The following is a 20,544-nucleotide window of genomic DNA, read 5'->3' as shown; positions in this document are numbered from 1 at the left end:
CCATTTCAATTTTTTAGAAGAGAAATAACAAAAAGGAGGCCTCCTATTTGAAAAAGAAAAAAGACGAAATAACCATCCGTTCCAGCGCTGCAGAATACTTAACCTATGTTGCCTCTGTCGGTGACCAGCAGGACAGTATTGAGATGCGCTATGAAGATGAGAATATATGACTGACACAAAAAATGAGGGCCACATTGTATGACGTTGGTTTGCCAACGATAAATGAACATATTAAAAAGATTTATGCAGATAGTGAATTAGAAGAGTCTGCAACTATTCGGAATTTCCGAATAGTTCAAACCGAAGGTTCGCGTCAGGTGACTCGTGATAAAAAGCATTATAATCTTCAAATGATTATTGCGGTTGGAGTAATTCACTGCAAATTATTTGTGATCTTTGATAGATTGGAGTTTTTCACTCCAGGGAGCCAGTTCTTTCTTCCTACTGCAATCAGGCCATTCACTGTCGGCCGGAAGAACTGGCTGTTCAGTGCCAGTCCGAAAGGAGCTGCCTCCAGCGCTATTGTGTATACAATGGTTGAGATGGCAAAAGCGAATAATCTGAATACCTATAAATATCTGACATATCTCTTATCACAGCGGCCAGACGATAAAATGTCAGATGAACAGTTGGAACAGCTTGCCCTATGGAGCGAGACTGCGAAAACGAACTGTCAAAACTAAAATAGAGTAAAACGCTTGCATCTATCATTTTGGTGCAAGCGTAATTCATGAGTAACGTAGCAATATTTTGCGCTTACCTATATCAGGTTGGTATAGCTTTTTTTGTGGCGTTTTGAAAAAAATATGAAAATCAGATCAAAATGACTCCAAATGCAAGGGTTTTGCAAGGGTGACTAGTAGCAGGATATGGCGTGACACTGGTCCTTTTACTGGCGGCATCAATAAGTGCATTCTTCAAAAGAAAGAAAAAAATGGAAAAGAGGATGACAAACAAATTAAATAATATCTGAGATTTAACAGGGCTTTCCGAATATACGGGAAGCCCTGTTTATTATAGTTTAAGCGATAGGCGCTTCGTAACTGACATCAACTTCACTCCATTGTACCCAGACAGAAGTTCTGCCACCACCATTGGAACTGAAAGAGTGGATTTCACACAATGACCAGAGTTTGGTGACAGGATCCTGTTGTCGGATCTTGATACTGTGTGATTCCTGCGACTGGCTGTACATCAGATCATCCAATACCTTTCGGGTGGTGACAGTGGTATTATCGAAAGTCTGTGATTCAACAGAACTTCCATTGTAAATTGTGACCCGACGCATATCTGTAAGGACAGGAACTGCAGGATCCTTTGCAGCTACGCTGATTCGAAGGGATGTGGAAGAGGTGTTCTGGTAAGTCAGTATCAGATCTTTCAAAGGAATGTTTAGCGTACTGCCGGAAGCAGAAAGATCTGTATGATATTCATCGAGGGATTTGAATAAATTGGGAGTTGTGATGTCTTCATCTGAGGTTTTAAAGTTTAATTTGTAACTGAGAGGCGTATCTTCAATTACTGTAATCCTGGGAGTTTCTCCGGTGTCTCCTTTAATCCCTGGAATACCTTGTTCGCCTTTTTCCCCGGTATCCCCTTTTTCGCCCTGAGGGCCGATATCACCAGTGTCACCTTTGGGACCTGGAACACCAGGATCTCCTTTGGGACCGGCAGGCCCTTCTGGTCCGGGGATACCCTGCTCTCCCTGAGGCCCTGGACAACCCTTATCGCCCTGGATGCCTTGCGGGCCAAGTTCGCCCTGAGGTCCTTGGATACCGGCAGGACCCTGTTCTCCGGCGGGGCCACGCTCCCCTTTTTCCCCACGTTCCCCTTTTGGCCCTGCAGGACCGGCAGGCCCCGGATTTCCTTGAGGACCGATAGGACCACGGTCTCCTTTTGGCCCAACAGGTCCTGGATTTCCCTGAATACCCTGCAGACCGATATCTCCGGTATCTCCTTTTGGCCCGACGTCTCCTCGAACTCCTTGCGGTCCTCTTGGACCCATAGGACCGACTGCTCCACGTGGGCCGACAGGTCCAGGACATCCAGTGTCTCCTTTTATACCGCGAGGCCCTGTTGGCCCCTGTTCGCCTCTTGGTCCTTGTTCTCCACGAGGCCCTTCTGGTCCCATTGGTCCCGGAGGTCCCTGAATGGTTACATAAGTACCGTAGGATCCACAGCCGGTGTTGCAGCAGTTTCTGGATTTGTTATTTGGACAGTTCATATAGAAATCTCCTTGCATAAAGTTCTGTTTACTTACATAGTATGCATAAAAAATCCTGCGAGTAATAAAATTGAAAAAAGTGTGGGAAATGATTATAATAGTCAATAGATAAGAATAATTTTGAGAGGTTATTATGATAAAACATACGATAGCACCCGTGTATGACGAGAACTCCCATATTCTGATATTGGGGAGTTTTCCATCCGTAAAATCCAGAGAACAGCAATTTTTTTATGGACATAAGCAGAATCGATTCTGGAAAGTGCTTGCCGGGATTCTGGGATGCGAAGTGCCACAGACAATTGAGGAGAAGAAAGCAATGCTTTTAACAAATCATATTGCTGTATGGGATGTGATTCAGAGCTGCGAGATTGAAGGCTCCTCAGATGCCAGTATCCGTGATGTGGTTCCAAATGATCTGACACAGATACTTGCGACAGCAGATATCCGGACGATTTATACAAATGGCGGCAAAGCTTATGAACTATATAATAAATACATTTATCCGGTAAATGGCATCAAAGCACAGAAGCTTCCATCAACAAGTCCTGCCAATGCAGGATATTCGCTGGAGCGTCTGAGAGAAGCCTGGGCAGTGATTGCAGACAGAATTTGATAAATCGCCGATATAACAAAGACGGAGGACCGGAGGATGAAATCCATCTCTATCTATACCATTACAAGAGAGCAAACGATTGATTCTGTACAGAAGCTGGAGCGCCAGCTGTCGGGAAGGGAATATTTTCTGAAGATTCGCGACTGGGAACTGGAGAGTATGAAAGCACTGGTAAAAAAATTAGGAGAGTATATGCCTGACGTGTATACTCTTTGCTTTTTCTATTCTTTCCAGATTCCCAGACTTGGCAAAGAATTTGATCTTCTTCAGATCAAAGAAGAACAGATTGTTAACATTGAACTTAAAAGTGGCGTGGTATCGGATGAGGCAATCCGCAAGCAACTGATACAGAATCGCTATTATCTGTCTGTTTTGGGCAAACCGATTCAGTCTTATACTTATATCAGCAGTCAGGACCGACTTGTAAAGCTGACGAATCATGACCATATTATAGAGACAGACTGGGAGCACCTGTGTATAGCCCTCAAAAAAGAAAGTCCGGATTATCATGGTGATGTAGAAGATCTTTTTCAGGCAGAACTTTATCTGATTTCTCCTTTGACAGAACCTGCACGTTTCCTGGGAAAAGAGTATTTTCTGACTTCACAGCAGCGCGATATTGAACGACAGATTCTCAAAAAGATTCGTGCAGAGCACACAGGTTATTTCTGGTTCAGCGGACTTCCAGGGACCGGAAAATCGTTGCTTCTTTACGATATTGCCATGAAATTGTCAGTTCGTCAGAGAGTCTGCATGATTCATTGTGGAGAAGCGGGAAGAGCATGGAAGGTCTTACATGAACGGTTACAGAGGATTGATTTTTGGGCAGACAGCCAGGTGGATGAAACTGCAGATCTGACTTCTTATAGTGCGATTCTGATAGATGAGACACATTTATTATCAACAGACAAATTAGATATTTTGCTAAATGCTGTGCATGATCAGCGGCCAGTGATACTTTCCAGTGATTCCGAGAATATGATCTCGCCGGAGGAAATGGACAATGCTGTTGTGAAAGAACTGGAAAATCTGCCAGGCATACAGAAATTTCATCTGACGGATCGAATCCGTACAAATGCAGAGCTTTCTTCTTTTATTCAGAATATCATGCATCTGCCGGAAAAAAGAAGCCCGAGATGTTATCCGCATATAGAAGCAGTTTGTGCAAATGATGAGACAGAAGCCGAAAATTTGCTGCAGGATTATATCCGAAGAGGGTATACATATCAGAATAAAGCAGAAACTTCAGAATCTGTGAACAGTATGGCACTCCGCGATACGGAGCGGTTGGTGGTATTGCTCGATGAGCGATACTATTATGATGAGGCTGGATATCTGAGAACAAGCGACCATAAATCGGGGAAAATGTCAGATGTGCGAATCCTTTTTCACCAGTTGAACCGGGCAAAAGAAAACCTGGCGCTGATTATAAAAAATAATGCAGCTGTATATGAAAAAATCCTGGATCTTCTGCAGATGTATCCAAAAACAATACGTACAAAGAAAAAATAGGGCCGTTTCAGAAGAACATATAGCAGAAATTGTGAAAACGATTGCAGAATAAGCTTTCTGAGCTCTCTTGCTATTTTTTTCAAAAAGAAATATAGTATAAAGAAAACACAGCAACAAGAGGAGAGACGATTATGGAGCACATTACAAGAGAAGAGGCATTAGCTTTATTAAAAAAGTATAATAAGGATCCGTTTCATATTCAGCATGCTTACACTGTAGAGGCGGTTATGAAATGGTATGCAAATGAACTGGGTTACGGGGAAGATGCGGAATATTGGGGAATTGTAGGACTCCTTCACGACATTGATTTTGAACAGTATCCGGAAGAGCATTGTCTGAGAGCCCCGGAGCTTCTGCGAGATGGTGGTGTGGGAGAAGATATCATTCATGCAGTCTGCTCTCATGGATATGGGATTACCGTTGGATGTGGAAAAACAATTGATGTGAAGCCGGAACATGAAATGGAAAAAGTTCTTTTTGCTGCAGATGAGCTGACCGGTCTGATCTGGGCAGCCGCACTGATGCGTCCGTCAAAAAGTACAAAGGACATGGAACTGAAATCTCTGAAGAAAAAATATAAGAGTAAAGGTTTTGCAGCGGGATGTTCACGAGAAGTGATTGAGCGTGGGGCTGAGCAGCTGGGCTGGGATTTGCCGAAATTGCTGACAATGACACTTCAGGCAATGGCAGCCTGTGAGGATGAGATCAACACAGAGATGGAAGCAGAATAAAGAGCAGCAGCGCATCTGCTGGTATAGTACAGAAAGAAAAAGAAGAGTTGTTTTGATAAAAGGTATCAGAACAACTCTTTTTTGTATAGTTATGGTATTCAATCTTCGCTGATGGATGTAGAATTGGAAGATTCCGTTTTTTCGGATGCGGGTTCCGGAAGATGAACACGTACACTTTCAATACGGTTTTTGTCCAGCTTCTCGACAGAAAGACGAATCTGATCTTCTGTAATGACCTGATCTCCGGCAACCGGAAGACGATCCAGATGTTCAATGATCAATCCGCCAAGAGAGTCATAATCCTCTGAATCCAGATGTGTGCCAAGATGGTCATTGACATCATCAAGGCTCATCGAACCTTCTACGATATATTCGCGATCAGAGACTTTTTTGATCAGCTCATTTTCGCTCTCGTCATATTCGTCATGGATTTCTCCGACGATTTCTTCCAGAATATCTTCCAGGGTGATCAGACCGGTCATTTCGCCATATTCATCAAGTACAATGGCGATGTTAAAGGTAGATTCACGCATCTCCACCAGGAGATTTGAGATATCTTTATACTCATAAGTAAAATGAGGCTTACGAAGAAAATTACGGATATCGAACGGTTCTTTTGAATCGTAAAGAAGCAGATCTTTCATGTTGATGATACCGACGATATTGTCCTGTGTATTTTCATATACAGGAAGACGGGTAAAACGGTCTACCCGGAAAATATCAATCAGTTCCTCATAAGTGGAATCAACATTTGCAAAAGATACATTGACTCTTGGAACCATGATATCTTTTGCATCGGCATCCCCCAGATCAAATACATTGTAGATCATTTTCTTTTCATCAGACTCAATCACACCGTCTTCGTGACTGACGTCTACGATGGTACGGAGCTCTTCTTCTGTCATAGCCTTATTTGCCGCATCAGGATCCACGTGCAGCAGTTTCATGAAAATCTTTGAAAACAGATTGATGATAAAGATAAACGGGGTCATGATCGTCATAAAAAAGCTGAGGACCGGAATATAGCGTAATGTAATTTTTTCTGCGTTCAGTGTTGCATAATTTTTAGGTGTAATCTCACCGAAAATAAGGATTGCCACAGTCAGCATAGCTGTGGCGATACTCACCATGTATCCGCCAAAACTATATGCCAGAGAAGTGGCAAGAGAGGAGGCGGTGATATTAACAAGGTTATTTCCGATCAGAATCGCACTGAGCATTTTCGGTGTATGGTTTTCAACAATGTCCAGAACTTTGGCTGCACGCTTATTGCCTTCGTCAGCGAGGGTTCGGAGTCGAATCTTGTTGACTGCCATCAGAGCCGTTTCGTTTGATGAAAAAAATGCGGATAATGCCAGCAGGATGATCAGAATAATTAGTTGGTAAGTGTCACTTGCGTCCACTCGTTAAATTCACTCCTTTAATGTGTATTAGTCGAGATCTTTGCCGGTGAGCATTTTGTATGCCTGCAGATATTTTTCGATAGTCTTATCGACAATTTCCTGAGGAAGCGTCCAGTCGTTGCCTGGGTTGGAAGTCAGCCAGTCGCGGGCGAACTGCTTGTCAAAGGATGGCTGTCCATGTCCAGGTTCATAGCCTTCTGCCGGCCAGAAACGGGAACTGTCTGGTGTCAGCATTTCGTCACCGATCACCATATTACCGTCTTCGTCAAGTCCGAATTCAAATTTGGTATCTGCGATGATGATTCCCTTGCTCAGTGCGTATTCAGCACATTTTTTATAAAGAGCAATGGTGTTGTCGCGAAGTTTTTCTGCAAGTTCACGGCCTCTTCCAGGGAAATATTTTTCAAGATGATCTACACTCTGCTCAAAAGAGATGTTTTCATCGTGATCACCGATCTCGGCTTTGGTTGACGGGGTGTAAATTGGCTCAGGGAGCTTATCGGACTCTTTTAATCCTTCAGGAAGTGTGATTCCGCATACAGTTCCGTTTTCCTGATAGCTCTTCCATCCACTGCCTGTGATATAACCACGAACGATACATTCGATCGGAAGCATGTTCAGTTTACGGCACATCATGGATTTTCCAACATATTTTTCCTGCTGGAAAAATTCCGGCATGTCTTTTACATCAACAGAAATCATGTGGTTAGGCAGAATATCTTCTGTCAGATCGAACCAGAATTTGGACATCTGTGTCAGTACAGTTCCTTTTTTGGTTACTTCATTGTTCAGGATAACATCAAAACAACTGATACGGTCAGTCGCTACCATAATCAGGCTGTCTCCGTTATCATAGATCTCACGTACTTTACCTTCTTTAATTGGTTTTAATTCCTGCATCTCTTTGCACCTCGTCATATGATTTTTGAAATTTCAAGGTTAAAATAGCACTTTTTACTGTAAACTGTCAAGATACAATTCAAAATTGCGGATACAGATGCAGAAAATATATAGTAGTTTGCCTGTATTATGTCGGATCAGGATGTGGTTTCATGTATGACTACAACGATCCAGGGATTTTGTGCATCACATTTGTTGCCGGCAAGAAATTCCGTCACGGTTACGATATAATCGGTATTTAAACGACGACGAAACTGATAACGGAGCTGTTTGCTGCCATTGAAGAAAATATTTCGAAGTGCATCCAGTGTGATCCGTGTCCGGTATAATTCTTTGTCTTCGGGATGGATCAGCCCTTCATTTAAGATTCGTTGGTTGTAGGTCTCGAAATCATGTTCCAGTTCCAGTCCTTTGCCATGCAGGCGATAATCTCGTTTCAGAATCTCATATTCACCGTTATTCAGGTTCAGGCGGGCGAGAACCAGAGAATTTTCAGCAAGAATCTTGAAAATAGAATGAGTAACCGTAGTTTCGTGAAGCAGTTCGGCAGAGGATACGGTAGTTTCTGTCGGAGTATCCTTATGCATGACTTCATATTTTTCATGAGGAACAGTTGTCAGCAGATCCTCCGCGTCTGCAATTGGCATAGGCTTGTAGAAAAAATATCCCTGCATATAAATACAGTTCATAGAATGGAGCATTTCAATCTGTTCTGAAGTCTCAACACCTTCTGCAATGATCGGAAGCTTCAGCCTGTGGGCCATATTTACGATCGAGTCAATGATCTGAATACCTTTTTGACGATTGTCCGGATTCATTTCAATAAATTTCATATCCAGTTTTAAGATATCAATATTGGCGTCTTTGAGCATATTCAGAGAGGAATAACCACTTCCGAAGTCATCCATCAGAATACAGAAACCATATTGATGGAGCTGGTCAATGGTTTCACGTACTAAAATATTATTTTCAGAAAAGGCTGTTTCGGTAATCTCTATCAAAAGCATATCCGGGGTCAGATGATATTTATGGATAAGATCCTGAAGAAATTCGGGCACATTTATGGTTTCAAGATCGGTGACGGATACATTAATGGAAATAGGAACAACGTACAGATGCTCTTCTTTCCAGTAGGCAAGTGTCTGACAGACTGAATCCCAGACGTATGTATCAAGAGCGGTGATCATACCTTTGCTTTCCAGAAAAGGAATAAATTCTCCAGGAGAAACAAAGCCTCTTATCGGGCTGATCCAGCGGGAGAGAGCTTCCATACTGACGATCGCACCGGTGATACTGTTACATTTCGGCTGCAGATAAAAGGTAAATTCTCTGTTTTCCAGCCCAATCTTTACGTCATGGAGCATCTGTTGCTCTTTTTCCAGCTGATCCATGATCTCATTTGTAAAATAGCAGATGCGTTTATTAAAATTACCCTTGATCTCTGAAGCGGCAAGCTGTGCATTGGTACACATGGTTGCGACATCCGGATGCTGGTCGGAAATCGAACAGATACCAATCACTGGAAGGAATCCTTCGTTCTGACTGTGGAGAGCAATATAACTGCGGATAGTTTTATAGATGAGATTGATGAGTCGGTCATCATCCGGAATACACATAAAGAAATGGTCACCGCCAAAATGTCCGGCCAGATATCCTTTCATCTGTTGGATACGCAACAGGTACTGGCTGATATTCTCAAGAAGCTGATCGCCGGTTTCCTGTCCGTACCAGTTATTAAATAATTTGAATCGTTCGATGTCGATCGATACGATACACCAGTCCGATAGTGCATAATTATTAAGCAATTCCTGTACTTTTTCCAGAAATTCAGACCGATTATATAGTGAGTTGTTTATACCCATAGCAATACGCCCTTTAACTGTTAGATTAAGAATAATTATACCATTTTAGTGGGAATTATTCAATACAATTAGCGGACGGACCGGACGATTTTTATGGATATATCGAGAATATTCTGTTATAATCAGAACAAATAATGATAAAAAAGCAGAAAACAACAGGAGGAAATAAAATGAGTACAAAAGCAGAACAGGCAATCGCATTTCATGATAAAGGATACAACTGTGCACAGGCAGTGGCATGTTCATTCTGTAAAGAGTTTGGAGTAGAGGAAGAGGAAATGTTCCGTATCGCAGAAGGGTTTGGACTTGGTATGGGGATGATGGAAGTATGTGGCGCACTGTCAGGAATGATGATGATCATTGGTCTGGAAAACAGTGTTGGAGATCCGGAAAAGGGAAAACTCACAAAGGGAGACACTTACAGAAAAGTCAAAGAATATGTCAGAAAGTTCCAGGAGCAGAATGGCTCCTATCTTTGCAGGGAACTGAAAGGTGTGGAGACAGGAAAAGTACTCAGAAGTTGTCCGGACTGCATCCGTGATGCGGTAGCGTTGACAGAAGAATATCTGGAAGCTCGGAAGGAAAAATAAAAGAGAGAATAAAAATCGCCGTAACAGATGTCTGCTGCGGCGATTTTTTTTTAATAAATGTTTATTCAGCTACTTTAACGAACTGGCTGTTGTACAGATTCTGATAAAATCCGCCTTTTGCCATCAGTTCCTCATGAGAACCCTGTTCGATGATGCTTCCGTCTTTCATAACGAGAATTTCATCTGCATTACGGATCGTGGAGAGACGGTGTGCAACAATGAAGCTGGTACGTCCTTCCATAAGACGGTCAAATGCCTCCTGAACCATTAATTCGGTTCGGGTATCAATACTGGAAGTTGCTTCGTCCAGAATCAGCATAGGGGGCAGACAGAGCATGACACGAGTAATGCACAAAAGCTGTTTCTCACCCTGGCTCAGACTGTCTTCTTTTAAGTGGGAATCCAGGCCATTTGGAAGACGGCGGATAAATTCCCAACTGTGTGAGCGTTTGGCTGCCTCAATGATTTCCTCATCAGTAGCATCCGGCTTGCCGATGTTGATGTTGTCACGCACAGTTCCATTTTTGATCCATGTTTCCTGGAGAACCATACCAAAGCTGCTGCGCAGAGAATGACGGGAAATCTCATTGATCGGATGACCGTCAATGGAAATCGTACCTCCGGTTACATCATAAAAACGCATCAGCAGGTTGATGAAAGTAGTTTTTCCACATCCGGTTGGTCCGACGATCGCGATGCGTTTGCCTGGTTCCGCATGCAGATTGAAGTTTTCAATCAGTTTTTTATCCGGAACATAACGGAAACTTACATTGTCAATGTCGACCTCACCTCTGACATCAGAGATATTTTCTTCAGGATCTGCACTTTCGGGTTCTTCTTCCAGAAGTGCAAAGATTCTGGTTGCACATGCCAGTGCATTCTGAAGCTCAGTGATAACAGAACTGATATCATTGAATGGTTTCATGTACTGGTTAGCATAGGAAAGAAGCACAGACAGGCCACCGACTGTAAGTGCGCCGCCCGGGATCATGAACGCACCAGCCAGAGCTACACCTGCGTAAATGACATTGTTGACAAAACGGGTGGATGGATTGGTCAGACTGCTGTAGAAAACGGCTTTCTGACTGCTTTCTTTTAATTCTTCGTTGATCTCGGCAAATCGTGCGGAAGATTTATCCTCATATCCGAATGCCTGTACGATTTTCTGGTTTCCGATCATTTCCTCAATAAGAGCAGTCTGGCGGCCGCGGGCATCACTCTGTTTCCGGAACATATGGAAAGAGCGGGAAGAAATAAATTTAGCAACAAAAAAACTCATAGGAGTCAATACAATGACCATCAGAGTGATCCAGACATTTTTGGAAAACATGAAGATCAGTGTTCCGATGATCGTAATGATTCCGGAAAAAAGCTGTGTAAAACCAAGCAGAAGACCATCAGAAAGAATATCGGTGTCGGCAATGATACGGCTGATGATGTCACCGGTACTGTGGCTGTCCAGATAGGAGAGCGGAAGTACCTGAATGCGACGGATTGCTTTGGCACGAATATCCTGTACGGTATGGAATGTCATGCGGTTGTTGATAATGTTCATGATCCAGGTTGCGATACTGGAAGCAATGACCATTACAAGGATCCTGGTGAGATAATGCCACATCATGCTAAAATCTACTTTATGTTCGGCAACAACCTGATCAATCGCATTGCCGAAAAGTACTGGCACATATAACTGAAGAACGACAGATATGGCTGCCAGGATGATGCTTAAGACCAGGAGAAAACGATACTTTCCGATGAAACGGAGTACTTTCCAGAGAGTTTCCATGCTGGTCGCATTTGTCTGCTGTTTGTTCTGTTTACTCATAAGGTCACCTCCGAAGTATTACCGGATACGGCTGTATTTGAAGCTTTGTATTTCGCACGTTCCTCCGGGAACTGAGAGAAATAGATCTCACGGTACGTATCGCAGGTGCGAATCAGTTCGGCGTGAACGCCTTTTCCAACGAGCTCACCGTCGTCCAGAACAAGAATCAGATCTGCCTGACGGATGCTGGCGGCACGCTGAGATACCAGGAAGGTGGTAACGTTTCCGCTAAGCTGATGCAGAGATTTGCGAAGTGCAGCATCTGTTGCGAAGTCCAGTGCACTGGCACTGTCGTCCAGAATCAGAAATTCTGGTTTCTTTATGACGGCACGGGCGATGGTAAGACGCTGACGCTGACCACCGGAAAGATTTCGTCCGTTCTGTTCCAGCTTAAAATCGAGTTGTCCATCTTTGCCCTCTACGACTTCGCGAGCCTGTGCGGTTGTGAGTGCATCCCAGATTTCTGCATCTGTGGCATCTTCGCGTCCCCATTTCATGTTTTCACGAATGGAACCCTTGAAAAGTGCGGCACGCTGTGGAACTACGCCTATTTTTTCACGAAGATCATGCTGACTGTAACTTCGGATATTCTGACCATCCATTAGTACGGTTCCGCTGGTTGCGTCATAAAAGCGGGCAATCAGATTGACCAGAGTGGATTTGCCGCTTCCGGTACCACCGATGATACCGACAGTTTGTCCCTTTTTCACAGAAAAACTGATATTGGAAAGACTCGGTGCACTGCTTCCGGCATAAGTAAAAGTTACGTTATTGAATTCAACTGCATTTTCGCTGGAATTTGCCTGAGAAATGGCTGCAGTTGCGTCCGGATAATCCATGGATGTTTTTACCCTGAGGATATCGGCAACACGGTTTGCACATGCGGCAGATTTGTTCAGTGTAATGATGAGTGATGCAAGTTTGATCAGTTCAACAATCATCTGTGCCATATAATTGTAAAGGGCAACAACCTGTCCCTGCTGCATATGTCCCAGGTTTACCTGAAGACCTGCATTGTTGATCAGGATTACGGTAGCGATGTTGATGAGTACATAAGTTACCGGGTTGAGAAGTGCAGAGAGTCGGCCGACAAACTCATTCAGTCTGGTGAGCTGTGCGTTGCTTTCATCAAATTCGCGTACGGCTTCTTTTTCACGACAGAAAGCCCGGATGACACGAACACCTGTCAGGTTTTCTCTGGTGAGACCTGTGACAGCATCCAGACGTCCCTGAACTTTGCCAAAAAGCGGAATACTGAGATACATGATCACAAATACCACAAGAAAAAGAACCGGGATAGCGACAACGAAGATCAGGGCACAGCGTGTATTGATAGTAAATGCCATGACCATGGAGCCTAACACAATAAAAGGGCTTCGAAGAAGAAGCCTCAGTCCCATGTTAACTCCATTCTGCACCTGATTGATATCATCAGTAAGACGTGTGATCAGTGTGTCGGTTCCAAGTGTATCGAGCTCTGTGTAAGAAAGTTTCTGTACATGGTCGTAAACGGCCTGTCTCAGTTCTGTGGCAAATCCTACACTGGCCCTGGCTGCAAAAAACTGGGCGGTGATGCTCACTGTAAGTCCGGCAGCAGCCATGAGAACAAGAATGAAGAACCGTTGTATGATATACGGTCGATTATTTCCTGTGATGCCCACATCAATGATCTGGGCGATGACTACCGGAACAAGCAGGTCAAACACAACTTCCAGAAATTTGAAGAAAGGTGCAAGAATGCTTTCTTTCTTATAGTTTTTCAGATAGATTGCGAGAGATCGCATTTTTGTTTCCTCCGTTTTTTATTATTGTGTTGCTGTTTGCAGCAACAGATTGACATTCTCTATTATAGTCCTGTATCATAAGGGTTGCAATGAATATTTATGAGCATCTGAGGTTAAAATTACAAAATCTGATCGTGCCTGTACGATAAAGATTTTGAACTTGAAATCCAAAGGTGTTCTAATACATATAGTATAAAGAAAAAGAGGAAAATTATGAGAAGAGAAGTGACACTGGAAGAAATTTCAGACGGAAGGTTATATGAGGCAAATGATATGGTCAAAGCCGATTGCCAGGATTGTAAGGGATGTTTTGACTGCTGTACAGGAATGGGAGATTCTGTCTTGCTGGATCCATATGATGTCTGTCGGTTGAGCAGAGGATTGGAAAAGAATCCGGAAGAACTGATTGGAAGTGTACTGGAATTAGGAATTTCGGATGGAAATATCCTGCCGCATCTGACAATGCGTGGCATCGAAGAAAAATGTGTTTTCCTGAATGGAGAAGGAAGATGTTCCATTCATGCAATTCGTCCTGGATTCTGTCGCCTTTTTCCACTTGGAAGATATTATACAGAAGATGGATTTAAGTATATTATCCAGATTCATGAATGTACAAAGAAAAACCGTTCCAAGATTAAAGTAAAGAAATGGATCGATACACCGGATCTCAAACAGTATGAAAAATTTGTGTGGGACTGGCATCAGTTTCTACTGGATGTGCAGGAAGTCTTTTATCAGACGGAAGATGCAGACCTTATCAAGAACCTGAATATGTATGTGCTCAGTCGTTTTTATACAAATCCATATGAAGAAAACAGGGATTTTTATGAGCAGTTTTATGAACGTCTTGAAGAAGCAAAAAAACTTCTGAGCCTGGGGATATAACCCTGACTCAGAAGTAAGATGATCAGATGATTTCCATAGCAGACAGCATTTATAGAATAAATGGTTAACTGTTATTTCCGGAAAGAAGTTCATTAAGAAGCTGATGGATGGTTTTGTTCAGAACAGGATGTCTGTAGTAGGGAGCAATCTCATCCATTGGTTTCAGTACAAAATCTCTGTTTTCCATATCGATATGAGGGATATGGAGATCAGGGGTATCAATGATCTCGTTATCGTAGAACAGAATATCCAGATCAAGAGTGCGTGGTCCCCAGTGAATGAGACGCTCTCTGTTTGCAGCGGCCTCCAGTTCGTGAAGGCGGTCAAGAAGTTCTTCCGGAGTAAGAAGTGTGCGAAGCTTTAAAACTCCATTCAGGAATTCATCCTGTTCCACGCCACCGTAAGGTTCGGTAACTAAATATTCAGATACCGCTTCTACTTCACAGGAAGGAGTATCACGGAGTCCCTGGATGCCATCATCCAGGAATTTCTTTTTATCGCCAAGATTGGAACCAAAAGCAACATATGCGGTATGCCATCCACGAGTGATCTCAACGGCGACCGTATCCAGTGGAAGACCGACCGGAGCCCATGGTTTTTCAATACGAAGAGTAATTTTCCTTAATAAAGGCAGCTCCGAAAGAAGCATCTGGCAGAGATTTTCTGCAAGTGCTTCAAGAAGTTTATAAGTATGTTCTTTTGCAAATTTTGTGATCATATGGCTGACTTCACCGTAGTGGATGGAGGCAGTCAGTTCATCGGTCAGCCCGGCTTTTCGGGTGTCAGTATAAAGTGTTGCAGAAACGACAAATTTCTGTCCGAGCACATTTTCTTCCGGAAAAACGCCGTGGTTTGCAAAAATCTCAAGGTTTTTGATCTCAATCTTATCCATTCGCTTGTATTCCTTCTTAATTGTTCTGGTTATTTAGAGTTTTTATTTAATAGTTCTTCCAAGAATTGCTTCTGTCATAAGTACGGCGCGTTTATTTTCTTTAACGTCATGGACACGGACAAATGCGCAGCCTTTCATAACGCCGATAACAGAAGTAGCGACAGTGCCTTCCATACGCTGATCAACCGGAAGGTCCAGAGCGAGCCCGATCATGGATTTGCGGGAAGTTCCAAGGAGAACCGGAAATCCGAGGTGCTGGAAGAGTTCCAGATGATTCATGGTTTCCAGATTCATTTCGTATGTTTTTCCGAATCCAACACCCGGATCCAGAATAATGCGCTCATCTTTGATTCCTGCTTTGCGTGCAATATTGACGCATTCCTGAGTCTCGGCAAGCATATCGATGAGGAAGTTGTTGTATTCTGTATTAGCTTTGTTGTGCATGAGACAGCAGGCAACATCATGTTTTGCAATGACACCGGCCATTTCCGGGTCGTATTTCAGACCCCATACATCGTTGACGAGATCTGCCCCTGCCTGGACAGCTACATCGGCAACGCTTCCTTTGTAAGTGTCTACAGAGATCGGTACATCAAAATGTTTGCGGAGTGCTTCAATAACAGGAACAACACGGGCAGCTTCTTCTTCGGCACTGACAGGGGTATGACCCGGGCGGGTAGATTCACCACCGACATCCAGAATATCGGCGCCGTCAGCGATCATAGCCTCTGCGTGTTTCAGAGCGTGATTCATGGTGTTCCATTTACCACCATCAGAAAAGGAGTCCGGAGTTACATTCAGGATTCCCATAATATAGGTTCTGTTTTTTACATCAAATTCACGATTTCCGATTTTCATGATCTAAGATTCTCCTTTTAGTATTGAATCGTCATATTTTTTTTATCAGATGACCAGTAGCATTCCTGTTCGGCAGGACAGAGAAAGCACATACGTGATTTTTTGTCTGCTTCATAGAGAATCTGGCTTAAAGGTGAAACGTTTTTTCCTGAAGAACGATGTTCTCCGATTGCTGTCAGAATCTGAGATTTTTCTTCGTCGGAAAAATCCAGATCTGATAAAATCTGTTCGGCAATCTGTACACCGGCTATGTCATGCGGAGTACCGTCTGTATATTGCTTTGCACGACCGATATCATGGAGAAGAGCGGTGCAGTAGATCAGCTCACTGGAACAGGCAATGTTCCGTTCCAGTGCAAATATGTAAGCAAGTCTTGCAACATCCAGAAAATGTTCCGGTGTGTGACGGCAGAATATACGATCTGTTTCCAGGCTGATGAGTTCCTTAAGGTTTTGCTGATAGAGGGGATGCTCCCAGATTGCATTTACCCTTGTCATATTTGTCAGCATCAGTCTTTTACCATGGAAAGGAACTGTTTCTGAAGTTCTCTGTCTGTTTTAAAATCACCGCGGGTGACAGTTGTGATGGTTTTACTTCCGGGTTTTTTGATTCCGCGCATGGTCATGCAGGTATGCTCGGCTTCAAGCATGACCATAACACCCTTTGGATTCAGGGTACGTTCCAGTGCATCTGCGATCTGTACAGTCAGTCGTTCCTGAATCTGTGGTCTTCTTGCATATACATCTACAGTACGGGCAAGTTTGCTGAGACCGGTTACTTTGCCGTTCGGAATATAAGCAATGTGTGCCTTGCCATAAAATGGCATCAGATGATGTTCGCACATAGAATAGAAAGTAATATCTTTTTCCAGTACCATTTCATTGTTTTCTACATCGAACTGTTTGGCAAGATGCGGATCTGCTTCTTCGTCCAGTCCACCGTAAATTTCCATGCACATACGTGCAATGCGGTCAGGTGTGTCTTTAAGACCTTCACGTTCTGTATCTTCGCCAATTCCCTCAAGGAGAAGACGGATTGCCTGTTCCACTTTTTGTTTGTCTACCATTAAAAAAACAACCTCCTGTATGTATGATATTGTGTATCATGGAGATTGTCTTTTTTTTATCGAAGCAATAGCGTGATAAAGCGAAAAAGATATCTCCAATTGTGATAGAACGTATGTCGAAAAACGTATCCCTACACAATATGAGATATCCTCTTATATTGTTGCAACGGGTGCGGATCACATACCGTAAGACGGACTTTTCGTTTCGGCGACAACTCCCCATTCGCTGAACACTTGACGCATATGATCCTATTTTGCATAGCATTCATTTCCCGTACAGTATAGCATATATGCATTTGATATAAAAGGGGTAATTTGTTGAAAAAAATATTCATTTCTAATATATATTGACGGGAAATGACGGATATGATAGCATAAGGCTATCTATAAAAAGAAAGACAAAAAATTCACAGATTACGGACCGATCAGGGATAACGACTGTGTGTATGGATATGCACACTCTCGTTGTCTCTTTTTTGTATAACGGAAAGAGGGATAAGAATATGTATTTGATGATTGATAATTATGATTCATTTGTTTATAATCTCAAAGCTTATTTTGAGGAACTGGGAAGAAAGATCAAAGTCATACGGAGCGACCATATTAATATAGAAGAAATAGATGCGATGCAGCCGGAGGGAATTATTCTTTCGCCCGGACCGAAACGTCCATGGGACGCAGAGCTTTGTGTGAAAACCGTTGAGCATTTTCAGGGCAGAATTCCGATTCTGGGAGTCTGCCTGGGACATCAGGTACTGGGGCATTGTTGTGGAGCAACTGTAGAAAAGGGGAGACATCCGATGCATGGAAAAGTGACGGAAATCCGAAATAACAGAAATGGATTGTTTGAAGGTCTGCCGGAACGTTTTAAGGTGACCAGATATCATTCGCTGGTCATAAAAGAAGACAGTATTCCAGAAGAGTACAGAGTAGATGCCATTTCAGAAGATGGTGCGGTCATGGGAATCTCACACAGAAGTATGCCATTATATGGGGTACAGTTCCATCCGGAAGCGGTGCTGACAGAATACGGACATGAACTGTTAGAAAATTTTTGTTGCATCTCCGAGAAATTTCATGATAAAAATCTGGAAAAATCGTATGAAAAAACATGCGGAGATGTCCTTGAGAATGGACAGAAAGGAGAAAAAGATGTATAATAAAAAGCGTGTGATAAAAGAATTAAAACCTGCCAGGCCGACAGCAGAATTATTTCGGTATTTTACAGAAGATCCAGATTGTGTGTTTTTGGATTCGTCGCTGGTCAACAGGCTTGGCAGATATTCTATTATAGGAGCATATCCATATCTGAAACTGGTCAGAGATGAACAGGGATTTTTTATCAATGGTCATCTGGAAACAGAGATTACTTTTGAAGAATATCTCAGAAAATACCTGACCGAGCACGTGGATCAGAATCAGAGCGAACTTCCGATGGTATCCGGAGCAGTGGGATATTTTTCCTATGAGTACGGAAGAAAATTAATGGAAGTGCCGTCTGCCAAAGAAGAACTGGTGTGTATTCCCGATGCAGTACTTGTTTTTTATGATCTGTATATCATAGAAGACCGTCAGGAACAGAGGACATATCTGGTAGCGAATGGGATCACACAAAATGCAGAAGAGTTGTTGGATATAGCGGAAAAACGTATATCCGTTTCACTGGATCTGAAAGAAAATGAGCGGAAATATCAGACCAAAGTCAGACCAAACTTCGAAAAAGAAGAATATAAAAGTGCGGTTGATGACATGATTCGTTATATCATTGAGGGTGATATCTATATTACAAATATGACGCAGCAGCTCAGCGTCAAAAGTGCAAAAGATCCATTGGAGGTTTTTTATGATCTGAGAGAGAATAATCCATCTCCGTTTGGTGGATATATAAATTACGGGGATTTTCAGATTGTCTGTGCATCTCCGGAACGATTCCTCAAAATGCAGAAAGGTCATGTGAATACAAGACCGATCAAGGGAACCCGCAAAAGAGGAGAAACACCAGAAGAAGATTTACGTATGCGGACAGAACTGGAACATTCAGAGAAAGATAAAAGTGAACTTCTGATGATCGTGGATCTTGAGAGAAATGATCTGAATCGTGTCTGCAGACCGGGCAGTGTCAAAGTGACGGAGCTTTTTACCGTTGAAGAATATGCAACGGTATTTCATCTGGTAGCAGATATTGAGGGAGATCTGGAACAGGACAAAACGGTCATGGATCTTCTGGAAGCAACATTTCCGGGCGGGTCGATTACCGGAGCACCAAAATACCGTGCCATGGAGATTATTGATGAACTGGAAAATAATCGCAGAAATCTGTATACAGGTTCGATCGGCTATCTGACATTGGACGGAGATTGTGACTTCAATATTGTAATACGAACGGCATTGCATAAAGATGGAATGTATTATCTGGGCGTGGGCGGCGGTATTACTGCCGAGTCAGATCTGGAATTTGAATATGAAGAGACCCTGCAGAAGGCAAAAGCAGTTCTGCAGGCGATAGAATAAGGTTGGAGTGAGAAGTATGGAGATTAGACTGGATGAAGGCTTCCTGTTTGGACTGGGGACATTTGAAACGATTGCTGTGGAAGACGGAAAACCTCTGCTTTTAGACCGCCATCTGAAAAGACTGGAAGAAGCAGCACAATTTCTGAAGCTTGGTTCATGTACAGGGCGCGGTCTTACAAAGGAAAAAGTAGAAACATATCTCGGGGAGCAAGATGCAGCAGTTACTGCACATGGTGCACTCAAGATCGTTATGTCTGAGAAGAACTTCTTTTTTCAGATGAGGTCTAATCCATATACAGAAGAGATATACAGCAGAGGTTTTATGATGGATATCAGCAAAGTCAGAAGAAATGAGACTTCTCCACTGGTTTATCATAAAACATTAAATTATGGAGATTGTATCCTGGAAAAGAGGGCAGCAGCAGCGGCTGGTATCAATGAAAAGATTTTTGTAAATACCAAAGGTCAGATCAGTGAGGGAACTGTCTCGAATATCTTTTTTGTACGTAAGAATATGATTTATACACCGCAGCTTTCCTGTGGACTTCTGCCGGGAATCCTGAGAAGGTATGTTATGGAGAGGTTCAGTGTGGTAGAGACTATTGTTTATCCGGATGAACTGATGTATTATGATGAATGTTTTGTAACAAACTCCCTGATGGGGGTGATGCCGGTAAGACAGCTTGGAAATATCTGTTTTCCGCATCGAAAAAAGACAGATGAAGTAAGAGAGATATATGAGAGTGAAAAGATGTCCCTGTAATGGCAATGTCATTTAGTTAAGGCATTGGCGTGGTGTTCCTTTTTAGGCAGAGATATTGGAATTCCTATCTCTGCCTACTTTTTTTGTTTTGGAGATTGTTCGCCTATTTTCAGACAATACAA

At 42.8% G+C, this 20,544-nt stretch carries 18 protein-coding genes, 2 pseudogenes and 1 riboswitch; of the genes and pseudogenes, 10 read left to right on the top strand and 10 right to left on the bottom strand.

The features are described 5' to 3' along the window. Nucleotides 1–47: 47 nt before the first annotated feature. Nucleotides 48–368 (top strand): annotated as a pseudogene (locus KQI91_RS16430) (cell filamentation protein Fic); the annotation flags it as partial. A 78-nt stretch (nucleotides 369–446) separates the two neighbouring features. Next, a pseudogene (locus tag KQI91_RS10260) lies at nucleotides 447–683 on the top strand (IS66 family transposase); the annotation flags it as partial. Between the two features lie 338 nt (nucleotides 684–1,021). On the opposite strand, the gene KQI91_RS10255 reads toward KQI91_RS10260, so the two are convergent. Continuing rightward, nucleotides 1,022–2,224 carry a collagen-like protein gene (locus tag KQI91_RS10255; RefSeq protein WP_216392688.1) on the bottom strand — a complete coding sequence of 401 codons (1,203 nt, stop codon included), beginning with the start codon at nucleotides 2,222–2,224 and terminating at the stop codon, nucleotides 1,022–1,024. Nucleotides 2,225–2,357: 133 nt separating this feature from the next. On the opposite strand from KQI91_RS10255, the gene KQI91_RS10250 reads away from it, so the two are divergent. The 3 genes from KQI91_RS10250 to KQI91_RS10240 all read left to right on the top strand — a co-directional run bounded on the left by KQI91_RS10250 (nucleotide 2,358) and on the right by KQI91_RS10240 (nucleotide 5,083). Next, nucleotides 2,358–2,840, top strand: coding sequence for a DNA-deoxyinosine glycosylase (locus tag KQI91_RS10250; RefSeq protein WP_216392687.1), 483 nt, complete (start codon nucleotides 2,358–2,360; stop codon nucleotides 2,838–2,840). Between the two features lie 36 nt (nucleotides 2,841–2,876). Beyond that, on the top strand, nucleotides 2,877–4,352 hold the full coding sequence (locus KQI91_RS10245) for an AAA family ATPase (RefSeq protein WP_216392686.1): 1,476 nt from the start codon (nucleotides 2,877–2,879) through the stop codon (nucleotides 4,350–4,352). Nucleotides 4,353–4,483: 131 nt separating this feature from the next. Next, nucleotides 4,484–5,083, top strand: coding sequence for a hydrolase (locus tag KQI91_RS10240; protein WP_216392685.1), 600 nt, complete (start codon nucleotides 4,484–4,486; stop codon nucleotides 5,081–5,083). A gap of 98 nt (nucleotides 5,084–5,181) precedes the next feature. Here the strand turns inward: KQI91_RS10240 and KQI91_RS10235 are convergent, their stop codons facing one another. The 3 genes from KQI91_RS10235 to KQI91_RS10225 all read right to left on the bottom strand — a co-directional run bounded on the left by KQI91_RS10235 (nucleotide 5,182) and on the right by KQI91_RS10225 (nucleotide 9,248). After that, nucleotides 5,182–6,486, bottom strand: a complete 1,305-nt coding sequence (locus KQI91_RS10235; RefSeq protein WP_216392684.1) for an HlyC/CorC family transporter — start codon at nucleotides 6,484–6,486, stop codon at nucleotides 5,182–5,184. A gap of 27 nt (nucleotides 6,487–6,513) precedes the next feature. Then, nucleotides 6,514–7,386, bottom strand: coding sequence for a phosphoribosylaminoimidazolesuccinocarboxamide synthase (locus KQI91_RS10230; RefSeq protein WP_216392683.1), 873 nt, complete (start codon nucleotides 7,384–7,386; stop codon nucleotides 6,514–6,516). Between the two features lie 137 nt (nucleotides 7,387–7,523). Continuing rightward, complete coding sequence (locus KQI91_RS10225; protein WP_216392682.1) at nucleotides 7,524–9,248, bottom strand: putative bifunctional diguanylate cyclase/phosphodiesterase; 1,725 nt, start codon at nucleotides 9,246–9,248, stop codon at nucleotides 7,524–7,526. A gap of 170 nt (nucleotides 9,249–9,418) precedes the next feature. Between KQI91_RS10225 and KQI91_RS10220 the strand changes: the two genes are divergently transcribed. Next, nucleotides 9,419–9,838, top strand: coding sequence for a C-GCAxxG-C-C family protein (locus tag KQI91_RS10220; RefSeq protein WP_216392681.1), 420 nt, complete (start codon nucleotides 9,419–9,421; stop codon nucleotides 9,836–9,838). A 61-nt stretch (nucleotides 9,839–9,899) separates the two neighbouring features. Here the strand turns inward: KQI91_RS10220 and KQI91_RS10215 are convergent, their stop codons facing one another. Both KQI91_RS10215 and KQI91_RS10210 read right to left on the bottom strand, forming a co-directional pair. Beyond that, nucleotides 9,900–11,663 (bottom strand): ABC transporter ATP-binding protein, encoded by a 1,764-nt coding sequence (locus KQI91_RS10215; RefSeq protein ID WP_216392680.1) that lies wholly within the window; start codon nucleotides 11,661–11,663, stop codon nucleotides 9,900–9,902. Further along, nucleotides 11,660–13,447, bottom strand: coding sequence for an ABC transporter ATP-binding protein (locus tag KQI91_RS10210; protein ID WP_216392679.1), 1,788 nt, complete (start codon nucleotides 13,445–13,447; stop codon nucleotides 11,660–11,662). The genes KQI91_RS10215 and KQI91_RS10210 overlap by 4 nt, the downstream gene beginning before the upstream one ends. Nucleotides 13,448–13,660: 213 nt before the next feature. Here KQI91_RS10210 and KQI91_RS10205 point away from each other — a divergent pair, with 213 nt between their 5' ends. Continuing rightward, nucleotides 13,661–14,332, top strand: coding sequence for a YkgJ family cysteine cluster protein (locus KQI91_RS10205; RefSeq protein WP_216392678.1), 672 nt, complete (start codon nucleotides 13,661–13,663; stop codon nucleotides 14,330–14,332). A 64-nt stretch (nucleotides 14,333–14,396) separates the two neighbouring features. Here KQI91_RS10205 and folK read toward each other — a convergent pair whose 3' ends face one another. From folK to folE, 4 genes are read right to left on the bottom strand one after another with little or no spacing between them, the layout of a single operon-like run. After that, the gene (gene folK / locus KQI91_RS10200; protein ID WP_216392677.1) at nucleotides 14,397–15,224 is read right to left on the bottom strand and encodes a 2-amino-4-hydroxy-6-hydroxymethyldihydropteridine diphosphokinase; all 828 of its coding nucleotides are present in this window, start codon (nucleotides 15,222–15,224) and stop codon (nucleotides 14,397–14,399) included. Nucleotides 15,225–15,266: 42 nt separating this feature from the next. Then, a complete protein-coding gene (gene folP / locus KQI91_RS10195) occupies nucleotides 15,267–16,082 on the bottom strand; it encodes a dihydropteroate synthase (RefSeq protein ID WP_216392676.1) in 816 nt (271 codons plus the stop codon). Nucleotides 16,083–16,099: 17 nt separating this feature from the next. Then, nucleotides 16,100–16,591, bottom strand: a complete 492-nt coding sequence (locus KQI91_RS10190; protein WP_216392675.1) for an HD domain-containing protein — start codon at nucleotides 16,589–16,591, stop codon at nucleotides 16,100–16,102. Further along, entirely contained in the window at nucleotides 16,591–17,148 is a 558-nt protein-coding gene (gene folE, locus KQI91_RS10185) for a GTP cyclohydrolase I FolE (protein WP_216392674.1), read from the bottom strand. The genes KQI91_RS10190 and folE overlap by 1 nt, the downstream gene beginning before the upstream one ends. A 162-nt stretch (nucleotides 17,149–17,310) precedes the next feature. Continuing rightward, nucleotides 17,311–17,407, bottom strand: a riboswitch (THF riboswitch). Nucleotides 17,408–17,651: 244 nt separating this feature from the next. On the opposite strand from folE, the gene KQI91_RS10180 reads away from it, so the two are divergent. From KQI91_RS10180 to KQI91_RS10170, 3 genes are read left to right on the top strand one after another with little or no spacing between them, the layout of a single operon-like run. Continuing rightward, entirely contained in the window at nucleotides 17,652–18,308 is a 657-nt protein-coding gene (locus tag KQI91_RS10180) for an anthranilate synthase component II (protein ID WP_216392673.1), read from the top strand. Then, nucleotides 18,301–19,659 carry an aminodeoxychorismate synthase component I gene (gene pabB / locus KQI91_RS10175; RefSeq protein ID WP_216392672.1) on the top strand — a complete coding sequence of 453 codons (1,359 nt, stop codon included), beginning with the start codon at nucleotides 18,301–18,303 and terminating at the stop codon, nucleotides 19,657–19,659. The genes KQI91_RS10180 and pabB overlap by 8 nt, the downstream gene beginning before the upstream one ends. Before the next feature lie 16 nt (nucleotides 19,660–19,675). After that, complete coding sequence (locus tag KQI91_RS10170; protein WP_216392671.1) at nucleotides 19,676–20,422, top strand: aminotransferase class IV; 747 nt, start codon at nucleotides 19,676–19,678, stop codon at nucleotides 20,420–20,422. The last annotated feature ends 122 nt before the right edge of the window (nucleotides 20,423–20,544 follow it).

Origin of the sequence: Blautia sp. MSJ-19 (assembly GCF_018918125.1) — a bacterium.
Taxonomy (GTDB): Bacteria; Bacillota; Clostridia; order Lachnospirales; family Lachnospiraceae; genus Blautia_A.
This window is presented reverse-complemented; position numbering and strand designations above follow the sequence as displayed.